Below are 25,944 nucleotides of genomic sequence, written 5' to 3'. Positions count from 1 at the left end.
GCCGTGCGTTCAGAACTTGTAGTTGAGGATCAGTTCGAGGCGGCGGTCGCTGCCGATCAGGTATTGCGTCTCGTCGTAATAGGCGCTTTCCACGTAGTGCCGGTTGAACACGTTGTAGGCGCGCGCCGTGATCGTGGTGTCCTTGCGCGGCTTCCAGGCGAGCGCCAGATCCACGGTGGTGTACGACGCCATCGACAACTGGTTCGCCGTATCGGCATAGCGCTTGCCCACGTAGCGCAGGCCGCCGATGCCGGTCCATTCGGGCGCGAAGCGCCAGCTCACCCACAGGTTCGCCAGGCGCTGCGGCACCGAGGCCGGCACGTTGCCGTCGCGCGAGACCAGCGCGCCGCCGCTTTGCTCGGTGAAATCGTCGTATTTCGCGCGCAGCACCGCGACGTTCGCATCCACGCGCAGATCGCGCGTGACCTGCGCGCCGAAGCTCGCCTCGATGCCGCGCGACGATTGCTGGCCGATCTGGATCGACTGGTTCGGATTCTGCGGATCGGCGGCCACCAGGTTGTCCTTGACGATCCGGTAGGCGGCCAACGTCCACTCGGCGCGGCCGTCGAGCAGCGATTGCTTGAAGCCGATCTCGATCTGCCGGCCGGTGGCGAGCTTGTAGTTGGCGCTCGACGAATTGAGCATCAGCAGCGAGCTGACCGGGTCGGCCGCCACCGAATACTGGCCGTACACGGTGAAATTCGGCGCGATGTCGTAGACGGTGCCGAGCCGCCAGCCGGTGTTCGCGTAGACGCGGGTGAAGCCGCCGCCGTTGACGAGATCGTCGCGGTTGACGCTGGCATGGTCGTAGCGCAGCCCGCCCACCACCGACCAGCGCGACGTGAGCTTGAGGCGGTCCTCGGCGAACAGCGCGTACTGGTTGGCCTGCGAATCGTATTTCGGCAGCGTGCCCGCTGTGTTGATGAAGCTGCCCGGATCGAACGCGAACGGATCGACCAGCGAGCTGCCCGAATACGGCGAGTTGTTGGTGTGCGTGAACGTGGTGTGATTGAACTCGAAGCCGGCCGAGAACGTGTTGCGATGGCCGAGCACGCTGCTGTCGACGGTGGCGGTGGTCACATTGCCGAACTGCTGCTGGTCGTGAAAGATTTCCGTGTAGCTGCTGCGCGCGATCAGGCCGCTGGCCGGCTGGAACGTGTAGTACTCCGCATCCTTCCAGTGGCGGTTGCTCTTCATCCGGTAGAACGTGCTCGTCACGTTCAGTTGCTCGGTGGGCTGCCAGTTGGCCGTCAGCGTGGCCCAACTGTCGCGGAACGAGATCAGGCTGTCGCCGACGTTGTAGTTCTTCTTGAGCAGTGCCGTGTCGAGCGCGCCGTTGACGAGCGGCACGCCGAAATAGCGCATCGGCTGCTGGTAGCCTTGCGCGTACGAGGCCGTGATCGACAGGTCGGGCGTGACGTCGTAGCGCAACGCGCCCGACACGGAAAGATTGCGCGAGTTACCCGCATCGACCCAGTTCGCCGAGCGGTTGCCGCTGATGTCGAAGCGGTACGACAGGCGGTCGTTGATCGCGCCGCCGCTGCCGAACGCGGCGCGCGCGGTGCGTTCGGTGCCGATGCCCACCTGCAGTTCGTTCTCGATCGGCGTGCGCGTCGGCTTCTTCGGCACGATGTTGACCACGCCGCCGATCGCGCCTTCGCCGTAGATCACCGAGGCCGGGCCGCGCAGCACGTCGATGTGATCGACCGACCAGGTATCGAACGGGTAGGTCGCACCGATCGCGCCGTAGGGGCGCACGCCGTCGAACAGTTGCGTGACCGACGACGCGCCCACGAAGCCGCGCGCCGACAGTTCGGCGTCGCCGTTGCCCGGATGGGGCGAGGCGGCGATGCCGGCGGCGCGGCTCACCGCATCGATGATCGAGGCGTCGCCGCGCGTGTCCAGCGTGGCGCGGTCGATCTGCTCGACGCTGGCCGGTGTTTCGAGCGGCGTGAGGCCGAGGTGGCTGCCGGTGTCCTGCACGCGGCGCAGCGCGGTGTCGCGGCCGGCCGCGACGTTGACGGTGGGCAGAGGCTGGTCGGACGACGCGGCTGCCGGGGCGGTTTGTGCGAACGTGCAGATGGGTAACGCGGCCAGTGCGGCCAGGGTGGTGGCGGTCGCGGAAAGCGGATAGGACTTCATGTCGAGTCGGGCGGATCGAAAGCGGACAGGAACGGCGCGCGCGGCTGCATGGCCTGCGCTGTGGCCGGTGATGGCGGTTTCGGCGTTGCGTCGTGTGCTCGCTTGGGCGTCGGGACGCTGGAACGCCGAGGCGAGCGTGCGCCGTCGCGCCTCGCGGGGTTGACGCGAAGCGTTCGGGATAACGAAACGATGGAAACCGGACAGACGCGACGGGCCGTGCGCGTGCCGCTTGCGCTACCGCTACCGGTCATCAAGGCCGGGCGCTGAAGGGCGAGCGGAAACGGCGGCACGTGACCCGGCGCGCGCACAAAGGCACGCGGCGGATCGGCGTCGCGTCAGGCGGGAACGAAGCGGGGCGGGGCGCGCGCGCCGGGGCGGGCGTGCGCGGGAGGCGGCCGGAACCGCACGATGCGCGGGGCGGCACGGCGTGCCACCACGCCGAGGCCGTTCCACAGCACGGCCACCAGCACCGCCAGCGTGATGGCGCTGGCCAGCGACGCGCTGAACGGGCACAGCTCGCCGTGGGCGCTGCCGCGCGCGTGGTGCGAATCGGGGCTTTGGGTGAGGGCGCGGGACAGATCGTCGGCTGCTTGTGTGGCGGCCGACGTCAGGTCGAGCGGGCCATGGCCGCTGCAGATCGCGAGCCCGGCCGCGCCGCTGTCCGCGCTCGTGTCGAGCATCAGACCGGCTGGCAGGATCAGGCGGAACGCAAGCACGCAGAGAATCAGCGCCGACAGGAGCGGATGATTCGCGCGCTGCGCCAGCAGATGGCGGAGTCGATTCATGGCGGGGCGTATTGTAGCCGGGTTCCGCGTACGCGTTGCCACGCGACGAGATGTCGCATGATGGCCCGCGCCGATTGTCAAGGACTTCCAAGCAATTGCCGTTGCGGTGATGCCGGCGATCGCACGGCGACGGCTTCACGCGGCCCGTCGGCGGAGGTTACAATCGCGCGCCATGAACGCACTTCGCCACTTTCTGCTGCGAAGCGGCGTCGCGACACGCTTGCTGTGGGGCCTGATCCTGGCCGTGCTGCTGTCTCGCGCGCTGCTCTCGGGCGCCGTGATGCTCGCTCCGGACGGACCGGATGCGGGCGCGGTGGTGCTGTGTTCGGGGCATGGGCCGCTCGTGCTCGGCGCGTCCGCGCTGACGGCCGATTTCGGCGCGCAGGCGTCGATCACGCCGGCCAACGATGCGTTTGCCCTGGTCAGCCTGCTGCCGCACCACGGTCACGACGATTCGGGCAGCCAGCAGAACAACACGAACGGCGGCGACCTCTGCCCGTTCAGCGGCGCGCTGCTGACGGCGCTCACGGCGAGCCTGCTGCTGGTGCTGTTGTTCCCCGCCGCCGTTGCGCGGCAAAGCTGGCCGCGCCCCGTTGCGCGCGCGGTCGGGCGCCTGACGATCGGCGATCGTCCTCCCTCCCGCGCGCCTCCTTCGTTTTCCTGAGCATTCCCTCATTGCCACGCCGTGCCGGCCGGTGCCGGTGCGCGCGTGCGTGCGTCTTCCCGCTTCGCTTCATCGAAGCGGACTCCTGAATGCTGTCGAGGCTCGCATGGCGCGGGCCGCCGGCCGTCGCGCCGCCTGGCTGCCGCATCGCAAGCCGGGCGCCGCCGCCACGACGACGAGGAACCCAGCGTATGTCGACCTCCCTCGGACGCCTTGCGTCCCCCGTTCTCCGCAAGCCGGCTATCGCACGCTGTGGCGCTGGCATTTCTATGCCGGGCTGTTCGTGATGCCGTTCCTGGTGATCCTCGCGATCACCGGCACGCTGTACTGCTTCCAGCCGCAGATCGAGCCGCTGCTCTATCCGCATCGGCTGATCGTCACGCCGCAAGCCACGCCAAGGCTCGACGCCGACCGGTTGTTGCAGCGCGCCTCGACCGCGCTGCCGGTTGGCTCGAAGCCCGTATCGGTGGAAGTGAACCGCGCGCCGGATCGCAGCGCCGAGTTCGTGTTCCGCCTGCCGACGGGGGCGCGCGAAAGCGTCTACGTCAACCCGTACGACGGCACGGTGCTCGGCACGCTCGGCGTGGACGACCGCTTCATGCAGGTCGACCGGATGCTGCATCGCAAGCTGCTGCTCGGCAAGCCGGGCGAGCTGCTGATGGAGCTGGCCGCCTGCTGGACGCTCGTCATGATCGGCACCGGCGTGGCGCTGTGGTGGCCGCGCGAGCCGGGCCGGCTGCGCCGCGCGTTCGCGCCCGACCTGCGCCTGCGCGGGAGGCCGTTGTGGAAGAGCGTGCATGCGGTGCTCGGCATCTGGCTCGCGCTCGGCGCGGTGGCGTTCGTATTGAGCGGCCTGCCGTGGACGGGTTCGTGGGGCAAGCAGTTCAAGGCGCTCGCCACCAGCGCGAACCTCGGTTCGCCGCCGGGAGCGTGGGGCGACAGCGGGCTGCGCTCGCTTCGGCCCGGCGTGCAGCCAGCGGCGGCGGCGTCATCGGAACACGCGATGCACCACGCGCACGCTGACGATTCGATGCCCGGCATGGTGATGGACGACCTGCCGCTGCCGCAGACGCCCTGGGCGGTCGGCAACGTGCCGGTGCCCGAATCGGCGCCGGCCGCCGCCACGCCAGCGCTGACGATCGACGCGGCGATCGCGAAGGTCGCCGCGCTGGGCGTGATGAGCGGCTACACGCTGGCCCTGCCGGCCACGCCCGACGGCGTGTTCACGGCGTCGTACTTCCCGGCCGATCCGAAGGCCGAACGCACCCTCTCCATCGACCAGTACAGCGGCCGGACGCTGCGCGACATCCGTTACGCCGATTACGGCGCGGTGGCGCAGGGCGTGTCGTACGGTACGGCACTGCACATGGGGCGCTATTTCGGGCTGGCCAATCAATTGATCTGCGCCGCGATTTCGTTGGGCCTCGCCGCGATGGCCGTGACCGGCTTCGTGATGTGGTGGAAGCGGCGGCCCGCGCTCACGCTCGGCGCGCCGTTGCGCGAACGCGAGCGGCCGCCGATGCGCGGCTGGATCGCCGGGCTGGTGCTGCTCGGCATCGTGTTTCCGATGATGGGGGCGACGATTGTGGCCGTCTGGCTGGCCGACCGGCTGGTGTTCGGGCGCGCGATGCGCACGGCCCACTGAGCCGCCGCCGCCCGCGCGCGCGATCGGCGCGTGTCGGTGGCCTATCGCGACACGCCGGGGGGCGTGTCGATCCCGATCGACCTTGATCGTCGCAGCCTTGCCGTGCCGTTTTGGCCTGCTTGCTCACGCATGTGCGTGGCAGCGCCGCCGCGCGCCGGGCTGCGATATGGGCCGCGCGTGTCCGTTCGCCGATGGCACGGCGCGCCGCGCGGCCTCACTCGCCAATCAGACCAATGAACATGATTCGACCATCCCGTATCGCCGCCGCCGTCGCCGGCGTGTTGTCCGCCGTTTCCGCGTTGTCCGCGAGCGCCGTTGAACCCGCCTCGCCCGACTCTGCCACCCCCGCCGTGACGCTCGCCCCGGTCGCCGTCAAGGCAAGCACCGACACCGACGCCTCGCCCACCGCCTTGAGCACGCGCTCGCTGAAGCGCCGCCTCGACCAGACGGTCGGCTCGGTCGGTTTCGTCGATGCGTCGTCCTACGCCGACCGCTACGCGTTCACGCTGCGCGACGTGCTGAAGGACGTGCCGGGCGTGTTCGTCGAGAACCGCTACGGGCAGGAACTGCGCCTGTCGATTCGCGGCTCGGGCATCGCGCGCGGCTACCATGCGCGCGGCCTCGACATCCTGCAGGACGGCATCCCGACCAACCTCGCCGACGGCAGCGGCGACTACTACCAGATCGATCCGCTCGCGTTGCAGGCCACCGAGGTCTACAAGGGCGGCAACGGCCTGCAATACGGCGCGTCCACGCTGGGCGGCGCGATCAACTTCGTCACGCCCACCGCCTACACGGCGCAGGCGCCGAACATCGTGCGCGTCGAAGGCGGCAGCTACGGCACGCTGCGCACCAGCGCCCAGGTCTCGCGCGTGATCGGCCCGCTCGATTTTCTCGCCAGCTTCAGCGTCAATCACGCCGACGGCTGGCGCGACCACGAACGCGGCCAATACGAGCAATTCAACGCGAACGTGGGCTACCGCTTCAGCCCGAGCGTGGAAACGCGCTTCTATGTCGGCGCGTACGTGGTGGATCAGAAGCTGCCCGGTTCGCTGTCGCTGTCGGACGCGCTGCACAACCCGACCGCCGCCGCGCCGAGCGCGCTGTCGGGCGATCAGGCGCGCAACACGCGCACCGAGCGGATCGCCAACCGCACCACCGTGCAGCTCGACGCCGGCCAGTTGCAGTTCGATACCTGGGCGATCCACAAGAGCCTCTATCACCCGATCTTCCAGGCGCTCGATCAGGACGGCTGGACCTACGGCTTCGCGCCGCGCTTCATCGCGCATCCGACGCTGGCCGGCATGCGCGACGAGCTGATCGTCGGTGCACGCTTCTTCGGCGGTCGCACCCAGGCGAACCAGTACGTGAACGTCAACGGCGAGCGCGGCGCGCAGACGCTCGATTCCACGCAAACCGCCTTCAACTACGAGGCCTACGTGGAAAACCGGCTGTTCTTCCTGCCGACCGTGGCGCTGATGACGGGCGTGAAGGCGCTGCACTCGGTGCGCGAATACGTGGACAACGGCGGCCTGGCCACCGATCCGGCCTACAAATCCACGCGTGCCTCGTACAGCGGTCTGAACCCGAAGCTCGGCCTGCTCTGGCAGCCGCAGCGCGACGTGCAGGCCTTCGTCGACATCACGCGCAGCCAGGACGTGCCCGATTTCACCGACCTCTCGCAGACCTTCGCCACCACCACGCGCTTCACGCCGCTGGCGGCCCAGCACGCGTGGACGCTCGAACTCGGCACGCGCGGCACGCGCGACCGCCTGAGCTGGGACCTGACCGCCTACCGTTCGCTGGTGCGCGACCAGTTGCTGCAATACACGACCAACCCCGACATCCCGGCCGCCACGTTCAACGCGAACAAGACGGTGCTGCAGGGTATCGAGGCGGGCGCGTCGGTCGATGTCTGGCGCGATGTGACGCGCAAGGGCGCGGGCGACCGCATCACGCTGTCGGGTGTCTGGAACCTCAGCGATTTCCGCTTCAAGGACGATCCGCAATACGGCTCGAACCGTATCGCCGGCGTGCCGCTGAACGTGCTGCGCGCGGTGCTCGGCTACTCGCGGCCGAACGGCTTCCATCTGTCGGCCAGCGTCGACTGGGTGCCGTCGGGCGGCTGGGCCGACGACGCCAACACGCTGCGCGTGCCGGGCTACACCGTGTTCGGCGTGCAGGCGGGGATGGATTTCCGCAACGGGCTGTCGATCTACCTCGATGTGCGCAATCTGGCGAACAAGCGCTATGTGTCCGATGTCAGCACCATCGCCGACGCGCGTACCGCGTCGAGCACGGCGATCTTCTATCCGGGCGAGGGGCGCAGCGTGTTCGCGGGCATGCGTTACGCGTTCTGAGGGGAGGGGCGGCGCGCCGGCCGCGATCGTTTCGTTCTGCTTGATACGACGCAGCCGGCAGCGCGCCGCTCAGACCACGAGCCGCGCGATCTGCTGCGCGGCCGCCTTCAACTGATCGGCCAGCCAGGCCGAATGGCCGGGCCGATGCGCGAACATCTGCGATGGGCCGGCGATGCTCAACGCCGCCAGCACCTTGCCGTCGCGATCGACGATCGGCGCGGCGCAGGAATCGATGCCGGCCTCGAGCGCCGAATGGCTCCAGGCGCAGCCTTCGGCGCGAACCTGCTGCAATCGCGCGGCCAGCGCGGCCCAGTCGGGCGCGTCGGCCTCGTGCCATGCCGTGGCGCACATCTGCTCGACCTGTTCCGCGTCGAGCCGCGCCAGCATGACCAGCCCCGGCGTGGCGCGATAGGCCGGCAGCCGGCTGCCCACGCGAATCTGGCTGACCAGCGGCGTATCCGGCATTTCCGCGAGCCAGTAAACGATCTCGTGCTGCTCGCGCACCACCAGATAAGTGGACATCCGCGTCGAGGCGGCCACGCCCGGCAGCACCTCGCGCGCCCGCGCGATCAGGCTCGACGAGCCGAGCGCGGCCGAGGCGAGCGTCAGGAACGGCAGGCCGAGCCGGTGCCCGTCCGCCTCGGCCACCAGCATGCCGGCCTGCTCCAGTGTGGCGAGCAGGCGCATCAGCGTGATGCGGTTGACGCCGATCCGGCGCGCGGCCTCGCTGATGTTGCGCGTGGAGCCGCCTTCGGCGATGTAGCGCAGCAGGTTCAGCGCGCGTTCGACGGCGCCGGAGGCGTCAGCGGGGCGTTCCTGTGATGCGGTCATGGCGGGCAGGCAGAGGGCGTGGCGAAAGGTCCGACATCATGCCAGAGGAACGCCCCACGCATCGTAGCCGTAGACCCAATCGGCATTGCCGCCTTCCTTGAGCCAGTTGTTGCCGCGCGAGCCGATCTGGATGCGCGCGGTGCGCTCGCGCCGCGCGGTTTCATAACGTTCCAGCGCGGCGGCCAGCGTGGCCGGCGTGGCCGCGTCGAGCGCGCGCGACAGCACCACCGCATCCTCGATCGCCATGCCCGCGCCCTGCGCCATGAACGGCATCATCGGATGGCAGGCGTCGCCGAGCAGCGTGAAGCCGTCGCGGCTCCATTGCGGCAGCGGATCGCGCACGTACAGCGCCGAGGCGAGCACGGTGTCGCAGGCCGCGAGCAGCGCGCGCGCGTCGGCGTGGAAGTGCCGGTAGGCGTCGCGCAGCGCGTCGGGGTCGCCGGGCGCGGTCCACGATTCGTGGGTCCAGTCGGGCTGGGCCGTGGTCGCGAAGATGAACACGTCGCGCCCGCGGTTCAGCGGGAACGTGACGATCTGCGATTCGGGCGTCGGCCCCCACCATTTGACGAACGCGCCCACGTCGTCGCCCGCGATGCGTTCGACCGGCACCACCGCGCGGTACGACACCACGCCGGTGAATTGCGGCCGGTCCTCGCCGAACAGGAATTCGCGCACGCGGGAATGGATGCCGTCCGCGCCCACGATCAGGTCGAACTCATGGCGGCTGCCGTCGGCCAGTGCAATCGAGCCACCCGTCGACTCGCCCGTCGATCCACCCGCTTCGCGCCGTGCGAAACCGGCCACGCGGGCGCCGAGCCGCAGCCGCTCGGCCGGGATCGCCTGCACCAGCGCGTTGACCACGTCGGCGCGATGCATCGTCAATTGCGGCGCGCCGTACTGGCGCTCGGCCTCGTCGGACATCGCCAGGTGCGAAGTGACGGCGCCGGTGTCCCAGGTCCGGCTGATGCGCGCGCACGGGCGGGCCGCCGTCTCGCGCAGCAGCGCGCCGATGCCCAGGCCGTCGAGCGCACGCACCGCGTTCGGCGTCAGGTTGATGTCCGCGCCGACCCGGCCGAACGCATCGGCCTGCTCGAACACGGTGACCGCGTGGCCGCCCCGCGCCAGAGCGATGGCCGCCGCCAGCCCGCCGATCCCGCCGCCCGAAATACCGATCTTCAACATGTCGCTGCTCCACGTTATGTTCAAAAATGAACATGATGTATAGAAATTGAACGTGTCGAATTCTCGGGACTTTTTATTTTGATCGCAATGCTTTTTGGTGTCGGGTATTTGCAAGGAACGGCCTTTGCGGCCTGCTGGCAAGCTGCTGGCGCGACGTGTCAGTATTTTCCCTTAGCGCTGCGAAATCATTTTTTTCCAGCCGAGTGCGTGGCTTAAAATTAACCATATACGAATCGTTGTTCCTTAGGCGGAACAAAAGCCGCCAGAACATATCGATAGCCGTTCAACCGCAACTTGGCGATGTAAACCTATGGACATGAAGGTCGGGGTGGACAGTGCAGCAGGGGCCGGCAACGCCGGCGCGTCGGACCGTCTGACCATGGGCGGCATCGTGGCGCGCATGGAGCGGCTGCCCGGCAATGCGATGCAGGTGAGGGCGCGGGTGCTGATCGGCTGCGCGACGTTCTTCGACGGCTTCGACGTGATCGCCATCGCGGCGACGCTGCCGATGCTGATCGCGAAATGGGGCCTCGCGCCGTCGCAGATCGCGTTTCTGATCGCGGCCGGCTCGATCGGCCAGTTGATCGGCGCGCTGCTGTTCCCGGCGCTCGCCGAGCGCTACGGGCGCGTGCGGACGATCGCGTGGAGCTCGGGGATCATCGGCATCACCAGCATCGCGTGCGGCTTCGCGCCGTCGTATGCGGCGTTCGTCGCGTTGCGGGCGGTGCAGGGCGTGGGGCTGGGCGGCGAGCTGCCGGTGGCGGCTGCCTACATCAGCGAGATCACGCGTGCGCACGGCCGCGGCCGCTTCGTGCTGCTCTACGAAATCATCTTCCCGATCGGCCTGCTGGTGGCGAACGCGCTGGGCGCGTGGCTGGTGCCGGTGCTGGGCTGGGAGGTGATCTATTTCATCGGCGGCATTCCGCTGGTGCTGTTCTTCGTGCTGCGCCGGCTGGTGCCCGAATCGCCGCGCTGGCTCGGGCAACGCGGCCGCATGACCGAGGCCGCCGTGTCGATCTCGGCCTTCGAGGCCAGCGTGAAGCAGCCGCTGCCGCCGTTGCAGGCCTCCGATGCGGTGGCGCACGCGCAAACCGCGGTCAAGCATCCGAAGCGCACCGTGCGCGACCTGTTCGGGCCGCTGTACCTGAAGCGCACGGTCGCCGTGGCGATGCTGTGGATGACCTGCGGCGTGATCCAGTATGGCCTGCTGACCTGGCTGCCGACCATCTACAAGGTGGTCTACCACGCGCCGTTGCAGCTCGCGCTGAACCTGACGGTGGGCGCCTCGGTGCTCGGCGTGATCGGTTCGCTGATCTGCGCGCTGGTGGTCGACAAGGTGGGCCGCAAGCCGGTGATCAACGTGTCGTTCCTGTTGTGCGCGATCGCGCTGTTCTGCGCGGCCGTGTTCCACGACAGCTCGGTGTACGTGGTCGGCACGTTCTGCGCGCTGTCGTTCGGCCTGCTCGGCTGCGGTTTCATCACCGCCTATGTCTACACGCCGGAGCTGTATCCGACCAGCGTGCGTGCGCTCGGCTGCGGCGTCGGCAGCGCCTGGCTCAAGGTGGCCGCGATCGCCGCGCCGGCGCTGGTGTCGAAAACGCTGACCACCAACATCAGCGTCGCGTTCTACGCGTTCGGCGCGGTGCTGCTGCTCGCCGCGATGGTCATTCACCTGCTTGGCATCGAGACCAAGGGCCAGGTGCTCGAACAGCTCGAAAACTGATTCCCCTGCAACCAGGAGCCAAGCCGTGACGTCCGACACTTCCCAGGAAACGGTGCTGCTGACCGTGTTCCTGCGCCATGATCAATCGAACAACCTCGATGCCATCCAGTCCCGGCTGAAGCAAGCCGACTGGTGGGAGCGCTTTCCGCCGGAGGGCGTTCGCATCGTCTCCTGGACGGTGGCGATGGGGTTCGGCCAGATCGTGACGCTCGAAGTGCCGCCGCGGCTGCTGCCGCTGGTCAACGTGGAACTGGAGCGCTCGGCGTGGGGCGTGTTCCGCACCGAGTGTTATCCCGCTTACGATTTTTTGCCTGTTCGCGAACGGATTCGTGAACGGGTTCGCAATGGAGGCCAATGATGGATCGATATCTGGAGCCGCATCAAGCGCGGCAGCGTCCCCCGACGCAATACGAAAACCTGCTCGGCGACGCGATCGAACGCGCGTTCGGGAAGGGCATCACGGCGCTGCCGGAACTGGTGGCTTACCTGAACGAATTCGGGCCGCGTGCGCAGAACGCCGAAGCGTGGACGGAAGACAACTTCCGCACCGAGATCGCGCGCCTGGCCCAATAACCATTCGGAGAACCCCATGAATACGGATCAGAAAGACGATATCGACAGCACGCTGCAACGCGGCCTGCAGAATCTCTGGTACCCGATCTGCCCGTCGTCGTTCGTCAAGCAAGAGCCGGTATCGCTGCGCCGCCTGGGCCGCAAGCTCGTGTTCTGGCGCGACGTGGACGGCACGCCCTACGCGCTGGAGGATCACTGCCCGCATCGCGGCGCGCCGCTCTCGCGCGGCGTGGTGCTCGGCGATCGCATCCAGTGCGGCTATCACGGCGTGCATGTGCGTTGCGACGGCGTGGTCACGTCGGTGCCGGGCAGCCCGGGCTGCAAGCTCGAAGGCTCGCGCGGCGCGCGCTCGTTCCACGTGCGCGAGGCCGCCGGCGCGCTGTTTCTGTACAACTCGGCCGAGAACGTCGACGAGCCGCCGCCGCTGGTGCTGCCCGAGGAGCTGACGGGCGCCGAATTCTCGTCGTTCCTCTGCTACACGGAGTGGAAGGGCGATTACCGCTTCGTGCTCGACAACGTGATGGACCCGATGCACGGCGCGTATCTGCACAAGCAGTCGCATTCGATGGCCGAGGGCGAGATCAGCGCCACGTTCACGATTCGCGACACGGAGCGCGGCTTCGTGTTCGAGAAGGTCGGCCAGCGCGACGTGAACTTCGACTGGACCGAATGGGCCGACACGGGCCTGCACTGGATGCGTCTCGAAATCCCGTATCCGAAGACGGGCGGCCCCGGCGGCAACTTCATCATCATCGGCAGCTACACGCCGATCGGCCCGAACCTGGCGGCGGTGTTCCACTGGCGCGTGCGCAAGGTCGACGGCTGGCAGCGCGACACCTGGCGCTTCCTGTATCGCAACCGCCTCGAAGCGCGCCATTGGGCCGTGCTCGAACAGGATCGCGAGATCCTCGAATACATGGAGCCGGACGCGAACCAGAACGAGCACCTGTATCAGCACGACATGGGCATCGTGCGGTTGCGCCGGCACCTGCGCAACCTCGCGAAGCAGCAGATCGAGAACGGGGCGGCGCGGTGAACGTGGCGCAGAACGCGCCGATGCCGGTGCGTTGCGAGGCGGTGCCGGAAGCCCCGGGCGCCACCTGGAGCAACGCGCTGGTGATCGGCGACGACATCATCCTGTCGGGCATGACGGCGCATCCGGCCACGCTGGCGGCAGCAGATGGGCTGTCCACCTACGAGCAGACGCGGGTGGTGCTGGAGAAGATCCGCGCGCTGGTGGAAGCGGCAGGCGGGCACCTCGGCGGCATCTACAAGCTCGTGGTGTACGTGACGGACATCGCCGACAAGGCGGAAGTCGGCCGCGCGCGCCGGGAATTCTTCGCCTCGCAGGCGGCGCAAGGCGCGCCGTATCCGTGCTCGACGCTGGTCGAGGTATCGGGGCTGGTGTTTCCGGAATTGCGTGTCGAGATCGAGGCATGCGCGCGGCTCGGCATCGCCCGGGCCGCGGCACGGTAAAGCAACGCAATAAAGCAACACGAGAGACGCGAGAGACGCGAAGATGAGCAATCAACCGGCCCACACGGCCATCGTGCGCACGCTGCGCCACGAGGCCACGGGCATCATGAGCATCGAACTGGTGCCGCCGCGCGGCGAACGCTTCACGGCGTTCGAGGCGGGCGCGCACATCGACCTGCATCTGGCGAGCGGGCTGGTGCGCAGCTATTCGCTGCTCAATCCGGGCAGCGAGACGCACCGCTACGTGGTGGGCGTGCAGGTGGACCCGAAGGGGCGCGGCGGCTCGCGCTTCATCCACGAGAATTTCCGCGTGGGCATGCACGTGCCGCTGTCGGCGCCGCGCAACCTGTTCGCGCTCGATGAAACCGCCTCGCACAGCGTGCTGATCGCGGGCGGCATCGGCGTCACGCCGATTCTGTGCATGTATCGCCGGCTGCTCGAACTGGGCCGCCCGGTGCAGATGCTGTATTGCGCGCGCAGCGCCGATCACGCGGCGTTCCTCGACGAGCTGCGCGGCCTCGGCGGCGCGTTGCGCGTGCATTTCGACGACGAGCAGGGCGGCCCGGCCGACCTGAAGGCGTATCTGGCCGAGGCGCCGGCCGGTGCGCACGTGTATTGCTGCGGCCCCGCGCCGATGCTCGACGCATTCGATCAGGCCTGCGAAGCAAGCGGCATCGCGAACCGCCACGTGGAGCGCTTCGCGGCGGCCCCGCAGGCCGCGCCGGCAGCCAGCCACGGCTATCAGGTCGAACTGGCGCGCAGCAAGCAGGTGGTGGAGGTGGCGGCGGGGCAATCGCTGCTCGATTCGCTGCTGGCGGCCGGCGTAAAGGTCGATCACAGCTGCATGGAAGGGATCTGCGGCTCGTGCGAAACGCGCGTGTTGTCCGGGTGCCCCGATCATCGCGATTCGGTGCTCAGTGCGTCGGAGCGCGCGAGCAATCAGGTCATGATGATCTGCGTGTCGGGCTGCAAGGGCGAGAAGCTGGTGCTCGACCTCTGAGGCAGCGGCAGCAGGACAGGAAGATGACAGGCGCGGCGGCGCGCGGAACGAACGCGATAGGGCCGGAATTCCGGCCCGCCGGGCCTTCGCGCTATCATCTGTCATCTTTCCTACCCAATCTTGCCGATCATGGCGCGAGCAACCCCTCCAGGCACTGCAAAACGGCCCCGCGCCGATCAGACGCACGACGTCAAAGCCGTGCCGGACACTCCCGATTCCTCCCTCGATGCCCCGGCCGAAGCCGATGACGAAGCCGGCGCCGCCTCGGGCGCCGGGTCGTCCTATTCGGTGCCGGGCCTCGAACGCGGGCTGCGGATTCTGGCCGAATTCTCCTCGCGCGAGCCGATCCTGGGCGCGCCGGAATTGTCCAAGCGCATCGGCATTCCGCGCACCACCACGTTCCGGCTGCTGCAGACGCTCGAATCGCTCGGCTTTCTCGAACGCGCGCCGGGCGATCGCCATTACCGGCTCGGCGTGGCGATCCTGCGGCTCGGCTTCGAATATCTGAATTCGCTCGAACTGACCGATTTCGGCCAGCCGGTGCTCGACTGGCTGCGCGACGACACCGGCTTCAGCGCGCATCTGCTGATTCGCGACCAGCGCGACGTGGTGTTCGTCGCCAAGGCGCAGACGCGCGATCCGATGTTCAGCTCGGTCAAGGTGCATGTCGGCACGCGCTTGCCCGCGCATGCCACGGTGCATGGCCAGGTGCTGATGGGCGACCTGACGCTGGCCGAGTTGCGCAGCCTGTATCCGGAGCGCGAGCTGTCGCGCTTCACCGAGCGCACGCCGGCCACCGTCGATGATCTGTACCAGCGCATTCGCGCGACGGCGGCGCAGGGCTACGCGTTGAGCGAGGCCTCGTTCGAACGCGGCATTTCCGCGATCAGCGCGCCGGTGCGCGATCACACCGGCCGCATCGTCGCGGCGCTGACCGTCACGGTGCCGCGCTCGGACATCGGCGAGGCCGAACGCGCGCCGCTCGTGGCGCGCACCTGCCAGGCGGCGCTCGATCTGTCGTCGCGGCTCAACTACCGGCCGCGCGTCGGCGATCCCACCCAGTCCTACGCGCACGTCTGAACGCAACAACGGCGCGCGGCGAGGCCGAAACCTCGCTGCGCGCCGGCTCGTCCTGAGCGGCGAAATCAGAACGAGTGGTGGATGCCGGACAGCACGATGGTCTGGTTGCGTCCGCCCGATACGCCGGCCGTGAAGAACGCCGCGTTCGCATTGCTGTTCGCGTGCTCGACCATCACGTTCACGTACAACTGGGTGCTCTTGGAGAGCGAGTAGGTGTCGCCGATCTCGAGCAGCGTCCAGCGGCGGCCCGACAGCGTGGTGGTGGACACCCCGCCTCCGACGTTGTTGAACGGCGTGACCAGATAGTTCGCGCCCACGTCGTAGCTCTGGTAGATATCCGAGAAGCCCGCCGATTGCAGTTTCACGTGCGTATACACGCCGTGCAGCAGCAGCTTGCCGATCTGGTAGGACAAGCCCGCGCCCATGTTCTCGACCTTGGCCGCCGTGTAGTTGGCGGCCGCCACGCCCTGGAAGCTCGTGATGCCGGTGGTGACGATCGACGGCGTGCGGTTGCTCTCGTTCGAGTACACCGCGCCGGCCTTGAGCCCCCCGTTCGCATAGGTCAGCGTCAGGCCGTAGTTGCGGCCGGTTGCGAAGTTGGTGGTGTTGCCTAGGCCCATCATCGCGCCCACGCTGAAGCCGTAGTAATCCACCGACCGGAATTTCACCGAGTTGTCGAACGGCACGATGCCCGTGTCGGCCAGCTCGTCGATATTGCCCGGGTGGAACGCAAACCAGCTCTGCCCCTGATATGCCGTGCTGAACGGCCCGAGCACGTCGAAGTTGAACGGCGTCTGGTGGCCGAGCGTCAGCGTGCCGACGCGGTTCTGGCTCAAGCCGACATAGGCCTGACGATTGAACAGGGTGCCCGCCTTCGCGAAGCTGCCGGTGTTCGTATAGAAGCCGTTTTCGAGCTTGAACACCGCGCGCCAGCCGCTGCCGAGATCCTCCGTGCCGGTCAGGCCCCAGCGGTCGGGCTGCGTGTTGCCTTGCTCCTCTTCCCACTTCGCATGCCCGGCGACGTTGCTGATATAGGCCACCCCCGCGTCGAGGCTGCCGTACAGCGTGACGCTGCTCTGCGCCGACGCCGTCGCGCTAACCACAAGACCTGCCACCCCGGCAGCAATGATGCGCTTCACAGTCCGTACTCCTAATAGATATGGTCGTTCGATAGAGCCTGGTGGGGCGACGCGCCGCCAACGTCGATGCCGGCGTGCCACGTCGCGGAAATGCATGTTCCTGCTTGCCTTGTTTGTTTCATATAAGGAACAACGTATCTCCTATGGAAATTATAATGAGATGCGAGCGTGGACAAAAAAAGCTTGGTGCTCGGGCTTACCCGAATTCGTCTCGATGCAACAGATTGCTTTCGATCCTTGCAGGAAGGGGTTTTGTCGCGATACGCGCTGGCACGCTAGTGTTTTCCCTGATGCCGCCAAATTTCTTTTTGACCCGTGGCCGGCAACCTTATAATGACCACATATAAACCACTGTTCCTTATGTGGAACAAATGAACGGAGGGGAACGATGAATCTCCCAACCTATCGCGACACCGATGCAAGGCTCGACAACCGGCGCGTGATCGTCACGGGCGGCGCGCGCGGTTTGGGCGCGGCGTTCGTCGAGGCGCTGGCCGCGGCCGGCGCGAATGTGGTGTTCGGCGATGTGCTGCACGACGAAGGCCAGCAGCTTGCCGAGCGGCTCGGCAGCCGCGTGCAGTTCGTCGCGCTCGATCTGAGCGATGACGCCAGCATCCAGGCGTTCGTCGCCACCGCCGCGCAACGGCTGGGCGGCGTGGATGCGCTCGTCAACAACGCCGCGATCACCAATTCGGGCGGCCGCTTCGCCGAGGAATTGAGCCTCGAAACGTGGGACGCCGTGATGAACGTGAACGTGCGCGGTACCTGGCGCATGTGCGTCGAGACGCTGCCGTACCTGCGCGAATCGGCGAGCGCGGCCGTCGTCAACATCGCCTCGGACACGGCGCTGTGGGGCGCGCCGAAGCTGCTCGCCTACGTCGCCAGCAAGGGCGCGGTGATCGCGATGACGCGTTCGCTGGCGCGTGAGTTCGGCGCGCACGGCATCACCGTGAACGCCGTCGCGCCGGGCTTGACCGAAGTCGAAGCCACCGAATACGTGCCTGCCGAGCGCCACGCGCATTACCAGCAGGGCCGCGCGATCTCGCGCGCCCAGGTGCCCGCGGACGTGACCGGGCCGGTGCTGTTCCTGTTGTCCGACGCCGCGCGCTATCTGACGGGCCAGGTGCTGCCGGTCAACGGCGGCTTTGTAATGAACTGACGCTCGCCGCTGCGCGAGCCTATTTGGAGAATGAAGATGGCCGATGCCGATATCGAACGTAAATCGTGGGACCAGCCCGCCGACGCGAGCTTCGAGCAGTGGATGGAGGCGCGCGTCGCGCGCTTCGCCACGCGCCGCTACGACTGGGACGCGCTGAAGTTCCAGGCCGACTACGACCCGAAATACCGCCGCGCGCAGATGCGCTACGTCGGCACCGGCGGCACCGGTGTCGCGAAGGACGTCAACACGGTGCCGGCCGGCGGCTTCACGTTCTCGACGATGGTGATTCCGGCCGGCAACATCGGCCCGAGCCACATTCATATGGATGTCGAAGAAATCTTCTTCGTGCTGCGCGGCAAGATGAAGGTGGTCTGCGAGCGCGACGGCGAGACCTGGGAATCGGTGCTGGGCGAGCGCGATCTGATTTCGGTGCCGCCGGGTGTCTATCGCACGGAAATCAACGTCGGCGAGGAAGACGCGCTGATGTGCGTGATGCTCGGTTCGCCGAAGCCGGTCACGCCGACCTATCCGCCCGATTCGCCGCTCGCGAAGATCAAGCGCGAACTCGCGAAATAAGAGGCCGCCCATGCACGACCAGCACAGCCTGCCAGCGTTCGGCGATCGGCTCGCGGCGTTTGCCGAGCGCCGGATCGACGTCGCGCCGTCGCGCGTCATCGGGTATCGCGAGGCCGGCGCTCATCGCGCCGAAGCCTTGCCGGTGGTGCTGCTGCACGGCATCGGCTCGGGCGCGGCGTCGTGGGTGCAGCAGTTCGAGGCGCTCGGCGCCGCGCGCCGCGTGCTGGCCTGGGATGCGCCGGGCTATGGCGAATCGACACCGGTCGGCCCGGCTTCGCCGCACGCCGCGGATTACGCCGAGGCGCTGGCAGGCTGGCTCGATGCGCTGGGCATCGCGCGCTGCGTGCTGGTCGGACATTCGCTCGGCGCGATCGTCGCGGGGCGTTTCGCGGCATCGCATCCGGGCCGCGTGGCGGGGCTGCTGCTGCTGTCGCCTGCCGGTGGTTACGGTGCGGCGAGCGAAGCCGTTCGCACGCAAAAGCGCGACAGCCGCCTCGCGATGCTGACCGAACTCGGCCCGCAAGGGCTGGCCGACCAACGTAGCGCGAACATGCTGTCGCCGCACGCGAGCGAGCCGGCGCGGCAGTGGGTGCGCTGGAACATGGCGCGCATCGTGCCGGCCGGCTATGCGCAGGCCACGCACCTGCTCGCCAATGCCGATCTGGCCGCCGACGTGGCGCAATACCGTGGCCGCATCGCGGTGGCGGTCGGTGCGCAGGACGGCATCACGCCGCCCGAGGCGTGCGCACCCATCGCGCAGGCGGCCGGCGTGCCGTTGCAAACCATTCTGGGCGCGGGCCACGCCGGTTATATCGAGTCGCCCGACGCCTACACCACGCTGATCGACGCATTCGCCAAGCAGTGCGAAGCAAATGAATCACAGCACCGATCGCAGCACCAACGGGAGACGAACGCATGACGCCGGCATCGACCGAGCGCGCACCGGCCGCCATCGAAGGGCCGGGCGAGATCAACTACCTGGTGCCGGGCCTCGATCGCGGCCTGCGCATCCTGACCGAATTCTCGGCGCACGAGCCGATCCTCGGCGCGCCCGAACTGTCGCGCCGGCTCGGCATTCCGCGCACCACGGTGTTCCGGCTGCTGCAGACGCTCGAATCGCTGGGCTTTCTGGAGCGCGCCAACGGCGAGCGCAATTACCGGCTCGGCGTGGCGATCCTGCGGCTCGGCTTCGAATACCTCAGTTCGCTGGAGCTGACCGACCTCGGTCTGCCGCTGATCGAGGCCTTGCGCGACAGCACGGGCCTGTCCACGCATATCGTGATTCGCGATGGCCGCGACGTGGTGTTCGTCGCGAAGGCGCAGAGCCACGCGCCCGCGTTCAGCGCGGTCAAGGTGAACGTGGGCACGCGCTTGCCGGCGCACGCCACCACCCACGGCCAGGTGCTGATGGGCGACCTGACGCTCGACGAACTGCGCGCGCTGTACGCCGGGCTCACGCTGCAACGCTTCACGCAGCACACGCCGGGCACCGTCGAGGAACTGTTCGAGCGTGCACGCGCCGACGCCGAGCAAGGCTACGCCACCAGCGAATCGTCGTTCGAGCATGGCATTTCGGTGGTCAGCGCGCCGGTGTTCGGCGACGCGGGGCGGATCGTCGCGGTGGTGACCGCCACGGTGCCGCGCGCCCATTTCGACACCACGCTGCCGGCCAGCGGGCTGATCGAGCAGGTGCGGGCCACCGCGCATCAACTCTCGCTGCGGCTCAACTACCGGCCGCCGGCGGAACAACGCTTCATGAACGCTTTGGAAATCTAAATGATTCAGATCGACCTCACAGGGCAGGTGGCCGTGGTGACGGGCGGCTCGTCCGGCATCGGCCTTGCCACCGCGCGGCTGTTCCTGCAGGCGGGCGCGTCGGTGGCCCTCTGCGGCCGCGACGCCGGCCGCCTGGCCGCCGCCGAGCGCGCGCTGCGCGATGCCTTCCCCGACGCGAAGCTGCTGGCCGCGCGCTGCGACGTGCTCGATGCGGACGACGTCGCGCGCTTCGCCGAAGCGGTGCAGGCCGCGTTCGGCCGTGCCGACATGCTCGTGAACAACGCCGGGCAGGGCCGCGTGTCCACCTTCGCCGATACCAGCGACGACGCCTGGCGCGAAGAACTCGACCTCAAGTATTTCAGCATCGTGCGCCCCACGCGGGCGTTCCTGCCGATGCTCGAAGCGGCCGCCGGCGCGATCGTCTGCGTCAACTCGCTGCTCGCGCTGCAACCCGAGCCGCACATGGTGGCCACCTCGTCGGCGCGCGCCGGCGTGCTGAACCTCGTCAAGTCGCTGGCCGTGGAACTCGCGCCGCGCCGCGTGCGCGTCAACTCGATCCTGATCGGCATCGTCGAATCGGGGCAGTGGCGCCGCCGCTACGAGGCGCAGGCACAGCCGGGCCAGAGCTGGGAAGACTGGACCGGCGAACTCGCGCGTCAAAAGAAGATTCCGCTCGGCCGTTTCGGCCGCCCCGAAGAAGCCGCACAAGCGCTTTTTTATCTGGCCACGCCGCTGTCGTCCTACACGACCGGCAGCCATATCGATGTTTCTGGAGGCGTTGCACGTCATGTCTAATACCACGACCGTCGGCGAACTGATCGCCGCTTTTCTCGAACAATGCGGCGTGCAGACCGCTTTCGGTGTGATCTCGATTCACAACATGCCGATCCTCGACGCGATCAACACGCGCGGCAACATCCGCTATGTCGGCGCGCGCGGCGAAGCCGGCGCGCTGAACATGGCCGACGGCCTGGCGCGCGTGTCGGGCGGGCTCGGCGTGGCGTTCACGAGCACCGGCACGGCGGCGGGCAACGCGGCCGGCGCGATGGTCGAGGCGCTGACCGCCGGCACCGCGCTGCTGCACATCACCGGGCAGATCGAGACGCAGTATCTCGATCAGGATCTGGCCTACATCCACGAAGCGCCCGACCAACTCACGATGCTGTCGTCGATTTCGAAGGCCGCCTACCGCGTGCGTTCGGTCGAGACGGCGTTGTCGATCGTGCGCGAAGCCGTGCGCGTGGCGCAAACCGCGCCGAGCGGCCCGGTCAGCGTCGAGATTCCGATCGACATCCAGGCCGCCCTCATCGAATGGCCGGCCGATCTCAGCGCGCCGCACGTGAGCCTGCCGACCCACGATACGCAACGCGTCGAGCAACTGGCCGAGGCGCTCGCGTCGGCCAAGCGCCCGCTGTTGTGGCTCGGCGGCGGCGCCCGCCATGCGCGCGCGCAGGTCGAGCGGCTCGTCAAGCTCGGTTTCGGCGTGGTGACCAGCGTGCAGGGCCGCGGCGTGCTGCCGGAAGATCATCCGGCCACGCTCGGCGCGTTCAACGTGCAGCCGAGCGTCGAGGCGTTCTATCGCACTTGCGACGCGATGTTGGTGGTGGGCTCGCGCCTGCGCGGCAACGAAACGTTGAAGTACAAGCTTGCGCTGCCGCAGCCGCTGTACCGCATCGACGCCGACGCGCTGGCCGACAACCGCGGCTATCGCAACACGCAGTTCGTGCACGGCGATGCGGCCGCCATTCTCGACGAATTGGCCACGCGTCTCGAAGGCCGCCTGAACGTCGATCCGACGTTCGCGCAGGATCTCGCGGCGGTGCGCGAAGTGGCCGTGGCCGAAACCGGCAAGGGCCTCGGCCCGTATCGTCAGTTGGTCGAGGCGCTGCAGCAGGCCGTGGGCCGCGATTTCAACTGGGTGCGCGACGTGACGATCTCGAACAGCACGTGGGGCAACCGCATGCTGAAGATCTTCGAACCGCGCGCGGGCGTGCATGCGCTGGGCGGCGGCATCGGGCAGGGCGTGCAGATGGCGATCGGCGCGGCGCTCGCCAACGCCGCTGCGAAAACCGTCAGCCTGGTGGGCGACGGCGGCCTGATGGTCAATGTGGGCGAACTGGTCACGGCCGTGCAGGAAAACGCCAACGTGATGATCGTGCTGATGAACGATCAGTGCTACGGCGTGATCCGCAACATCCAGGACGCGCAATACGGCGGCCGCCGCTGCTACGTGCAACTGCATCAGCCCGAGTTCGCGCAGTTCTGCGCGAGCTTCGGTCTGACCCACTACCGCATCTCGTCGCTCGATCAGGCCGAGGCCGTGATCCGCGAGGGCATGGCGGCCAGCGGCCCGGTGATGGTCGAGGTGGACATGCTGTCGATCGGCTCGTTCGCCACCGCGTTCGCCGGCCCGCCGGTCAAGAAAGAGGAGCCCGAACATGCGTGATTCCACGGTGTCGCCCGGCCGTCGCATCGAAGTGGCGATGATCGGCTTCGGCGCGATCGGGCAGACGGTGTATCGCGCCGTCGCGGCCGACCCGCTGGTGCGCGTGGCGCAGGTGGTGGTGCCCGAGCATCAGCGGGACATGGTGCGCGCGATCACCGGCCCCGAGGTCGACGTGGTCAGCTCGGTCGCGGCGCTCGCGCATCGCCCGCGTTTCGCGCTCGAATGCGCGGGCCACGGCGCGCTGATCGATCACGTGGTGCCGCTGCTGAAGGCCGGCACCGATTGCGTGGTGGCGTCGATCGGCGCGCTGTCCGACCTGGCGCTGCTCGAAGCGCTGGAATTGGCGGCCACCGAGGGCAATGCCACCGTCTCGCTGTTGTCGGGCGCGATCGGCGGCATCGACGCGCTCGCGTCGGCCAAGGAAGGCGGCCTCGACGACGTGCAGTACATCGGCCGCAAGCCGCCGGTGGGCTGGCTCGGCACGCCGGCCGAGGCGGTGTGCGACCTGCACGCGCTCACCGAGGCGCGCGTGATCTTCGAAGGCAGCGCTCGCGACGCCGCGCGGCTGTACCCGAAGAACGCCAACGTGGCGGCCACCGTCGCGCTGGCGGGCCTGGGCCTCGACAACACGCGCGTGCGTTTGATTGCCGATCCGCAGGTCACGCGCAACGTGCACCGCATCGTCGCCACCGGCGCGTTCGGCGAGATGTCGCTGGAAATGTGCGGCAAGCCGCTGCCCGACAACCCGAAAACCTCCGCGCTGACGGCATTCAGCGCGATTCGCGCGCTGCGTAACCGCGCGGCCCATTGTGTGATCTGAACGAGGAAGCCCGACATGTCAGACAAGGACATCATCGCCACGCTCGTGCCGACCGACGAGATCTTCGTCGGCGGCGTGTGGAAGCGCGGCCGCGGCGCCGTGTTCGCGAGCCGGTATCCGGCCGACGGCTCGGTCAACGCGGAAATCACCACGGCCGACGCCGACGATGCGCGCGACGCCGTGGAAGCGGCCGACCTGGCCTGGCGCCGCGCGGATTGGGCCGGCCTCAAGCCGCATCAGCGCGCGCTGGTGCTGTACCGCATCGCCGACCTGATCACGGCGCGCCACGAAGCGCTCGCGCAGTTGCAGCGCCGCGACAACGGCAAGCCGATCGGCGAGACACGCGCGCTGGTGGCGAGCGCCGCCAATACGTTCCGCTATTACGGGGCCTGCCTCGAAACGCTCGACGAAGAACTGACACCCTCGCGCGGCGATTACCTGACGATGAGCGTGCATGAGCCGATCGGCGTGATCGCGGCCATCACGCCGTGGAATTCGCCGATCGCGTCCGACGCGCAGAAGCTCGCGCCGGCGCTGGCGGGCGGCAACGCGGTGGTGCTCAAGCCGGCCGAAGTCACGCCGCTGGCCTCGCTCGCGCTGGCCCGCATCTGCGAGGAAGCCGGCGTGCCGCCGGGCGTGCTGAGCGTGCTGCCCGGCAAGGGCTCGGTGATCGGCGATGTGCTGGTGCGCCATCCGCTCGTGAAGAAGGTGTCGTTTACCGGTGGCACGGAGGTCGGGCGCGGCATCGCGCGCATCGCCGCCGAGAAGCTGATGCCGGTGTCGCTGGAGCTGGGCGGCAAGTCGCCCACCATCGTGTTCGCCGACGCCGATCTCGATCACGCCGTCAACGGCGTGCTGTACGGCATCTTCAGTTCGTCGGGCGAGGCGTGCATCGCCGGTTCGCGGCTGTTCGTCGAGCGCCCGATCTACGCGGAATTCATGCGGCGGCTGGTGGCGAAGGCGCGCGAGCTGCGGGTTGGCGATCCTGCGCTGCCGGGCACGCAGATGGGGCCGCTGATTACGGCCAAGCATCGCGAATCGGTCGAGCGCTACGTGGCGATCGGGCTGGAAGAGGGCGGGCGCCTGCTGTGCGGCGGCGAGCGGCCGGTGGGCGAGGGGCGCGAGCACGGTTATTTTTATCAGCCGACAATTCTCGAAGGTTTGAGCAACGGCGCGCGCATCTGCCAGGAGGAGATCTTCGGGCCGGTGCTGGTGGCGATGCCGTTCGACGACGAGGCCGCGCTGCTGGCCGAGGCCAACGAAAGCGTGTTCGGCCTGGCCGCCGGCATCTGGACGCGCGACTACAAGCGCGCCTGGCGCGTGGCGCGCGCGCTGGAAGCCGGCACCGTGTGGATCAACACCTACAAGCTGTTCTCGATCTCCACGCCGTTCTCGGGCTGGAAGGACAGCGGCATGGGCCGCGAGAAGGGCCGGCTCGGGATTCGCGAGTACATGCAGCAGAAGAGCCTCTATTGGGGCTTGAACGACGCGCCGCTGGCGTGGGCGAACTAAAGGGGCAAGGCAACATGACGATTCTGGGCATCGAACAGATCACCTACGGCGTCGACGATCTCGATACCTGCCGCCGTTTCTTTTCCGACTGGGGCATGCGCGAGGTCGCGCACGACGCCGGCCGCGCGCGCTTCGAAACGCTGAACGGCTGCACGGTGCTGGCCGTGAAGGCCGACGACCCGTCGCTGCCGCCGGCCTTCGAGGCCGGCCCGACGCTGCGTGAAGTGACCTGGGGCGTGGCGAACGCGGCCGATCTCGCGCTGTACCGCGAGCGCCTGGCCGGTGCGCCCGGTTACTACGCGACCGACGCGGCCGTGGGCTGCACCGATCCGGCCGGCATGGCGATTCGCGTGGAAGTCACGCGCAAGCGCGCCATCGACGTGAAGGGTTCGCCGTCGAACGTGTGGGGCGAGGCGCCGCTGCGCGTCGATACGCCGAGCCCGGTGTACGACCACGCCGAGCCGGTCGAGGTGGGCCACGTGGTGTTCTTCACGAACTGTCTGGCCGAGCAGCAGCGCTTCTACGAGGAACGGCTCGGCTTCGAGATGTCGGATCGCTACCCGGAGCGCGGCGCGTTCATGCGTTGCGCGCCGCACGGCGGCCATCACGACATCTTTCTGCTGGCGCTGCCGAACGGCAAGAAGGGCCTCAATCACGTGGCGTTTACCGTGCGCGACATCCACGAGGTGTTCGGCGGCGGGCTGCACATCAGCCGCTGCGGCTGGCAAACGCAGCTCGGGCCGGGGCGGCACCCGGTCTCGTCGGCGTATTTCTGGTACTTCAAGAACCCGGCCGGCGGGCTGATCGAGTACTACGCCGACGAGGATCAACTCACGCCCGACTGGCAGCCGCGCGATTTCGAACCTGGCCCGACCGTGTTCGCCGAATGGGCCGTCGACGGCGGCCTCGACGGCCATACGCGCCGTCAGGTCGAGGCGAAGGCGCCGGAAGGCCAGTTCATGACCGACCGAAAAAGCTGACGTAGCTCGCGCCCGCCGTTGCCGCCGATCGCGCGCGGCGGCGGGCGCTGGCCTGCGCGTGCGCCGGGCACGCCA

Annotated in this window: 24 protein-coding genes; 19 read left to right on the top strand and 5 right to left on the bottom strand. The window is 68.1% G+C overall.

All coding sequences use genetic code 11. The features are described from left to right. Positions 1–9: 9 nt before the first annotated feature. Positions 10–2,142 (bottom strand): TonB-dependent receptor, encoded by a 2,133-nt coding sequence (locus tag AB4851_RS01050; RefSeq protein ID WP_414448061.1) that lies wholly within the window; start codon positions 2,140–2,142, stop codon positions 10–12. A gap of 335 nt (positions 2,143–2,477) precedes the next feature. Further along, the gene (locus AB4851_RS01045) at positions 2,478–2,927 is read right to left on the bottom strand and encodes a DUF2946 family protein (protein WP_414448060.1); all 450 of its coding nucleotides are present in this window, start codon (positions 2,925–2,927) and stop codon (positions 2,478–2,480) included. Positions 2,928–3,099: 172 nt separating this feature from the next. Here AB4851_RS01045 and AB4851_RS01040 point away from each other — a divergent pair, with 172 nt between their 5' ends. The 3 genes from AB4851_RS01040 to AB4851_RS01030 all read left to right on the top strand — a co-directional run bounded on the left by AB4851_RS01040 (position 3,100) and on the right by AB4851_RS01030 (position 7,596). Further along, complete coding sequence (locus AB4851_RS01040; RefSeq protein ID WP_414448059.1) at positions 3,100–3,591, top strand: DUF2946 family protein; 492 nt, start codon at positions 3,100–3,102, stop codon at positions 3,589–3,591. Between the two features lie 106 nt (positions 3,592–3,697). Further along, a complete protein-coding gene (locus AB4851_RS01035) occupies positions 3,698–5,236 on the top strand; it encodes a PepSY-associated TM helix domain-containing protein (protein WP_414448058.1) in 1,539 nt (512 codons plus the stop codon). A 239-nt stretch (positions 5,237–5,475) separates the two neighbouring features. Then, positions 5,476–7,596, top strand: a complete 2,121-nt coding sequence (locus tag AB4851_RS01030; protein ID WP_414448057.1) for a TonB-dependent receptor family protein — start codon at positions 5,476–5,478, stop codon at positions 7,594–7,596. Between the two features lie 69 nt (positions 7,597–7,665). Here AB4851_RS01030 and AB4851_RS01025 read toward each other — a convergent pair whose 3' ends face one another. Further along, a complete protein-coding gene (locus AB4851_RS01025) occupies positions 7,666–8,427 on the bottom strand; it encodes an IclR family transcriptional regulator (protein WP_414448056.1) in 762 nt (253 codons plus the stop codon). A 36-nt stretch (positions 8,428–8,463) separates the two neighbouring features. Then, on the bottom strand, positions 8,464–9,609 hold the full coding sequence (locus tag AB4851_RS01020; RefSeq protein ID WP_414448055.1) for an FAD-dependent monooxygenase: 1,146 nt from the start codon (positions 9,607–9,609) through the stop codon (positions 8,464–8,466). A 316-nt stretch (positions 9,610–9,925) separates the two neighbouring features. Here AB4851_RS01020 and AB4851_RS01015 point away from each other — a divergent pair, with 316 nt between their 5' ends. The 7 genes from AB4851_RS01015 (at position 9,926) to AB4851_RS00985 (ending at position 15,461) form a co-directional block, all read left to right on the top strand. Then, the gene (locus tag AB4851_RS01015) at positions 9,926–11,332 is read left to right on the top strand and encodes an MFS transporter (RefSeq protein ID WP_414441960.1); all 1,407 of its coding nucleotides are present in this window, start codon (positions 9,926–9,928) and stop codon (positions 11,330–11,332) included. 25 nt (positions 11,333–11,357) lie between these two features. Then, entirely contained in the window at positions 11,358–11,690 is a 333-nt protein-coding gene (locus AB4851_RS01010; protein WP_414448054.1) for a hypothetical protein, read from the top strand. Continuing rightward, entirely contained in the window at positions 11,687–11,905 is a 219-nt protein-coding gene (locus AB4851_RS01005) for a recombinase-like helix-turn-helix domain-containing protein (protein ID WP_414448053.1), read from the top strand. The genes AB4851_RS01010 and AB4851_RS01005 overlap by 4 nt, the downstream gene beginning before the upstream one ends. 16 nt (positions 11,906–11,921) lie before the next feature. Then, on the top strand, positions 11,922–12,941 hold the full coding sequence (locus tag AB4851_RS01000) for a Rieske 2Fe-2S domain-containing protein (RefSeq protein ID WP_414448052.1): 1,020 nt from the start codon (positions 11,922–11,924) through the stop codon (positions 12,939–12,941). A 20-nt stretch (positions 12,942–12,961) separates the two neighbouring features. Continuing rightward, entirely contained in the window at positions 12,962–13,381 is a 420-nt protein-coding gene (locus AB4851_RS00995; RefSeq protein WP_414449210.1) for a RidA family protein, read from the top strand. A gap of 43 nt (positions 13,382–13,424) precedes the next feature. After that, the gene (locus AB4851_RS00990) at positions 13,425–14,381 is read left to right on the top strand and encodes a PDR/VanB family oxidoreductase (protein WP_414448051.1); all 957 of its coding nucleotides are present in this window, start codon (positions 13,425–13,427) and stop codon (positions 14,379–14,381) included. 129 nt (positions 14,382–14,510) lie between these two features. Continuing rightward, a complete protein-coding gene (locus tag AB4851_RS00985) occupies positions 14,511–15,461 on the top strand; it encodes an IclR family transcriptional regulator (RefSeq protein WP_414448050.1) in 951 nt (316 codons plus the stop codon). 65 nt (positions 15,462–15,526) lie between these two features. On the opposite strand, the gene AB4851_RS00980 is transcribed toward AB4851_RS00985, so the two are convergent. Next, positions 15,527–16,600, bottom strand: coding sequence for a porin (locus tag AB4851_RS00980; RefSeq protein ID WP_414448049.1), 1,074 nt, complete (start codon positions 16,598–16,600; stop codon positions 15,527–15,529). Positions 16,601–16,988: 388 nt separating this feature from the next. On the opposite strand from AB4851_RS00980, the gene AB4851_RS00975 reads away from it, so the two are divergent. The 9 genes from AB4851_RS00975 to AB4851_RS00935 are packed head-to-tail and all read left to right on the top strand — an operon-like array spanning position 16,989 to position 25,869. Next, positions 16,989–17,759: an SDR family oxidoreductase gene (locus tag AB4851_RS00975; RefSeq protein WP_414448048.1), complete on the top strand. Its 771-nt coding sequence runs from the start codon at positions 16,989–16,991 to the stop codon at positions 17,757–17,759. Between the two features lie 36 nt (positions 17,760–17,795). Continuing rightward, a complete protein-coding gene (locus AB4851_RS00970; RefSeq protein WP_414441412.1) occupies positions 17,796–18,335 on the top strand; it encodes a cupin domain-containing protein in 540 nt (179 codons plus the stop codon). A 10-nt stretch (positions 18,336–18,345) separates the two neighbouring features. After that, positions 18,346–19,254: an alpha/beta fold hydrolase gene (locus AB4851_RS00965; protein WP_414448047.1), complete on the top strand. Its 909-nt coding sequence runs from the start codon at positions 18,346–18,348 to the stop codon at positions 19,252–19,254. After that, the gene (locus AB4851_RS00960) at positions 19,251–20,111 is read left to right on the top strand and encodes an IclR family transcriptional regulator (protein WP_414441414.1); all 861 of its coding nucleotides are present in this window, start codon (positions 19,251–19,253) and stop codon (positions 20,109–20,111) included. Before AB4851_RS00965 ends, AB4851_RS00960 begins: the two co-directional genes overlap by 4 nt. After that, entirely contained in the window at positions 20,112–20,906 is a 795-nt protein-coding gene (locus AB4851_RS00955) for an SDR family oxidoreductase (RefSeq protein WP_414448046.1), read from the top strand. It begins immediately after the preceding gene. After that, positions 20,899–22,557, top strand: coding sequence for a thiamine pyrophosphate-binding protein (locus AB4851_RS00950; RefSeq protein WP_414448045.1), 1,659 nt, complete (start codon positions 20,899–20,901; stop codon positions 22,555–22,557). The genes AB4851_RS00955 and AB4851_RS00950 overlap by 8 nt, the downstream gene beginning before the upstream one ends. Then, positions 22,550–23,377 carry an aspartate dehydrogenase gene (locus AB4851_RS00945; protein ID WP_414441417.1) on the top strand — a complete coding sequence of 276 codons (828 nt, stop codon included), beginning with the start codon at positions 22,550–22,552 and terminating at the stop codon, positions 23,375–23,377. Before AB4851_RS00950 ends, AB4851_RS00945 begins: the two co-directional genes overlap by 8 nt. Positions 23,378–23,392: 15 nt before the next feature. Continuing rightward, complete coding sequence (locus AB4851_RS00940) at positions 23,393–24,889, top strand: aldehyde dehydrogenase (RefSeq protein ID WP_414448044.1); 1,497 nt, start codon at positions 23,393–23,395, stop codon at positions 24,887–24,889. 14 nt (positions 24,890–24,903) lie between these two features. Then, positions 24,904–25,869 (top strand): VOC family protein, encoded by a 966-nt coding sequence (locus AB4851_RS00935; RefSeq protein ID WP_414448043.1) that lies wholly within the window; start codon positions 24,904–24,906, stop codon positions 25,867–25,869. Positions 25,870–25,944: the final 75 nt, after the last annotated feature.

This window comes from Burkholderia sp. 22PA0099, from assembly GCF_047497165.1.
Classification (GTDB): domain Bacteria; phylum Pseudomonadota; class Gammaproteobacteria; order Burkholderiales; family Burkholderiaceae; genus Burkholderia.
This window is presented reverse-complemented; position numbering and strand designations above follow the sequence as displayed.

Excerpts from the sequence above, each read along its gene's own strand:
- AB4851_RS01050 (WP_414448061.1), bottom strand. The coding sequence starts at position 2,142 with ATGAAGTCCTATCCGCTTTCCGCGACCGCCACCACCCTGGCCGCACTG.
- AB4851_RS01045 (WP_414448060.1), bottom strand. The coding sequence starts at position 2,927 with ATGAATCGACTCCGCCATCTGCTGGCGCAGCGCGCGAATCATCCGCTC.
- AB4851_RS01040 (WP_414448059.1), top strand. The coding sequence starts at position 3,100 with ATGAACGCACTTCGCCACTTTCTGCTGCGAAGCGGCGTCGCGACACGC.
- AB4851_RS01035 (WP_414448058.1), top strand. The coding sequence starts at position 3,698 with ATGGCGCGGGCCGCCGGCCGTCGCGCCGCCTGGCTGCCGCATCGCAAG.
- AB4851_RS01030 (WP_414448057.1), top strand. The coding sequence starts at position 5,476 with ATGATTCGACCATCCCGTATCGCCGCCGCCGTCGCCGGCGTGTTGTCC.
- AB4851_RS01025 (WP_414448056.1), bottom strand. The coding sequence starts at position 8,427 with ATGACCGCATCACAGGAACGCCCCGCTGACGCCTCCGGCGCCGTCGAA.
- AB4851_RS01020 (WP_414448055.1), bottom strand. The coding sequence starts at position 9,609 with ATGTTGAAGATCGGTATTTCGGGCGGCGGGATCGGCGGGCTGGCGGCG.
- AB4851_RS01015 (WP_414441960.1), top strand. The coding sequence starts at position 9,926 with ATGAAGGTCGGGGTGGACAGTGCAGCAGGGGCCGGCAACGCCGGCGCG.
- AB4851_RS01005 (WP_414448053.1), top strand. The coding sequence starts at position 11,687 with ATGATGGATCGATATCTGGAGCCGCATCAAGCGCGGCAGCGTCCCCCG.
- AB4851_RS01000 (WP_414448052.1), top strand. The coding sequence starts at position 11,922 with ATGAATACGGATCAGAAAGACGATATCGACAGCACGCTGCAACGCGGC.
- AB4851_RS00995 (WP_414449210.1), top strand. The coding sequence starts at position 12,962 with ATGCCGGTGCGTTGCGAGGCGGTGCCGGAAGCCCCGGGCGCCACCTGG.
- AB4851_RS00990 (WP_414448051.1), top strand. The coding sequence starts at position 13,425 with ATGAGCAATCAACCGGCCCACACGGCCATCGTGCGCACGCTGCGCCAC.
- AB4851_RS00985 (WP_414448050.1), top strand. The coding sequence starts at position 14,511 with ATGGCGCGAGCAACCCCTCCAGGCACTGCAAAACGGCCCCGCGCCGAT.
- AB4851_RS00975 (WP_414448048.1), top strand. The coding sequence starts at position 16,989 with ATGAATCTCCCAACCTATCGCGACACCGATGCAAGGCTCGACAACCGG.
- AB4851_RS00970 (WP_414441412.1), top strand. The coding sequence starts at position 17,796 with ATGGCCGATGCCGATATCGAACGTAAATCGTGGGACCAGCCCGCCGAC.
- AB4851_RS00965 (WP_414448047.1), top strand. The coding sequence starts at position 18,346 with ATGCACGACCAGCACAGCCTGCCAGCGTTCGGCGATCGGCTCGCGGCG.
- AB4851_RS00960 (WP_414441414.1), top strand. The coding sequence starts at position 19,251 with ATGACGCCGGCATCGACCGAGCGCGCACCGGCCGCCATCGAAGGGCCG.
- AB4851_RS00955 (WP_414448046.1), top strand. The coding sequence starts at position 20,112 with ATGATTCAGATCGACCTCACAGGGCAGGTGGCCGTGGTGACGGGCGGC.
- AB4851_RS00950 (WP_414448045.1), top strand. The coding sequence starts at position 20,899 with ATGTCTAATACCACGACCGTCGGCGAACTGATCGCCGCTTTTCTCGAA.
- AB4851_RS00945 (WP_414441417.1), top strand. The coding sequence starts at position 22,550 with ATGCGTGATTCCACGGTGTCGCCCGGCCGTCGCATCGAAGTGGCGATG.
- AB4851_RS00940 (WP_414448044.1), top strand. The coding sequence starts at position 23,393 with ATGTCAGACAAGGACATCATCGCCACGCTCGTGCCGACCGACGAGATC.
- AB4851_RS00935 (WP_414448043.1), top strand. The coding sequence starts at position 24,904 with ATGACGATTCTGGGCATCGAACAGATCACCTACGGCGTCGACGATCTC.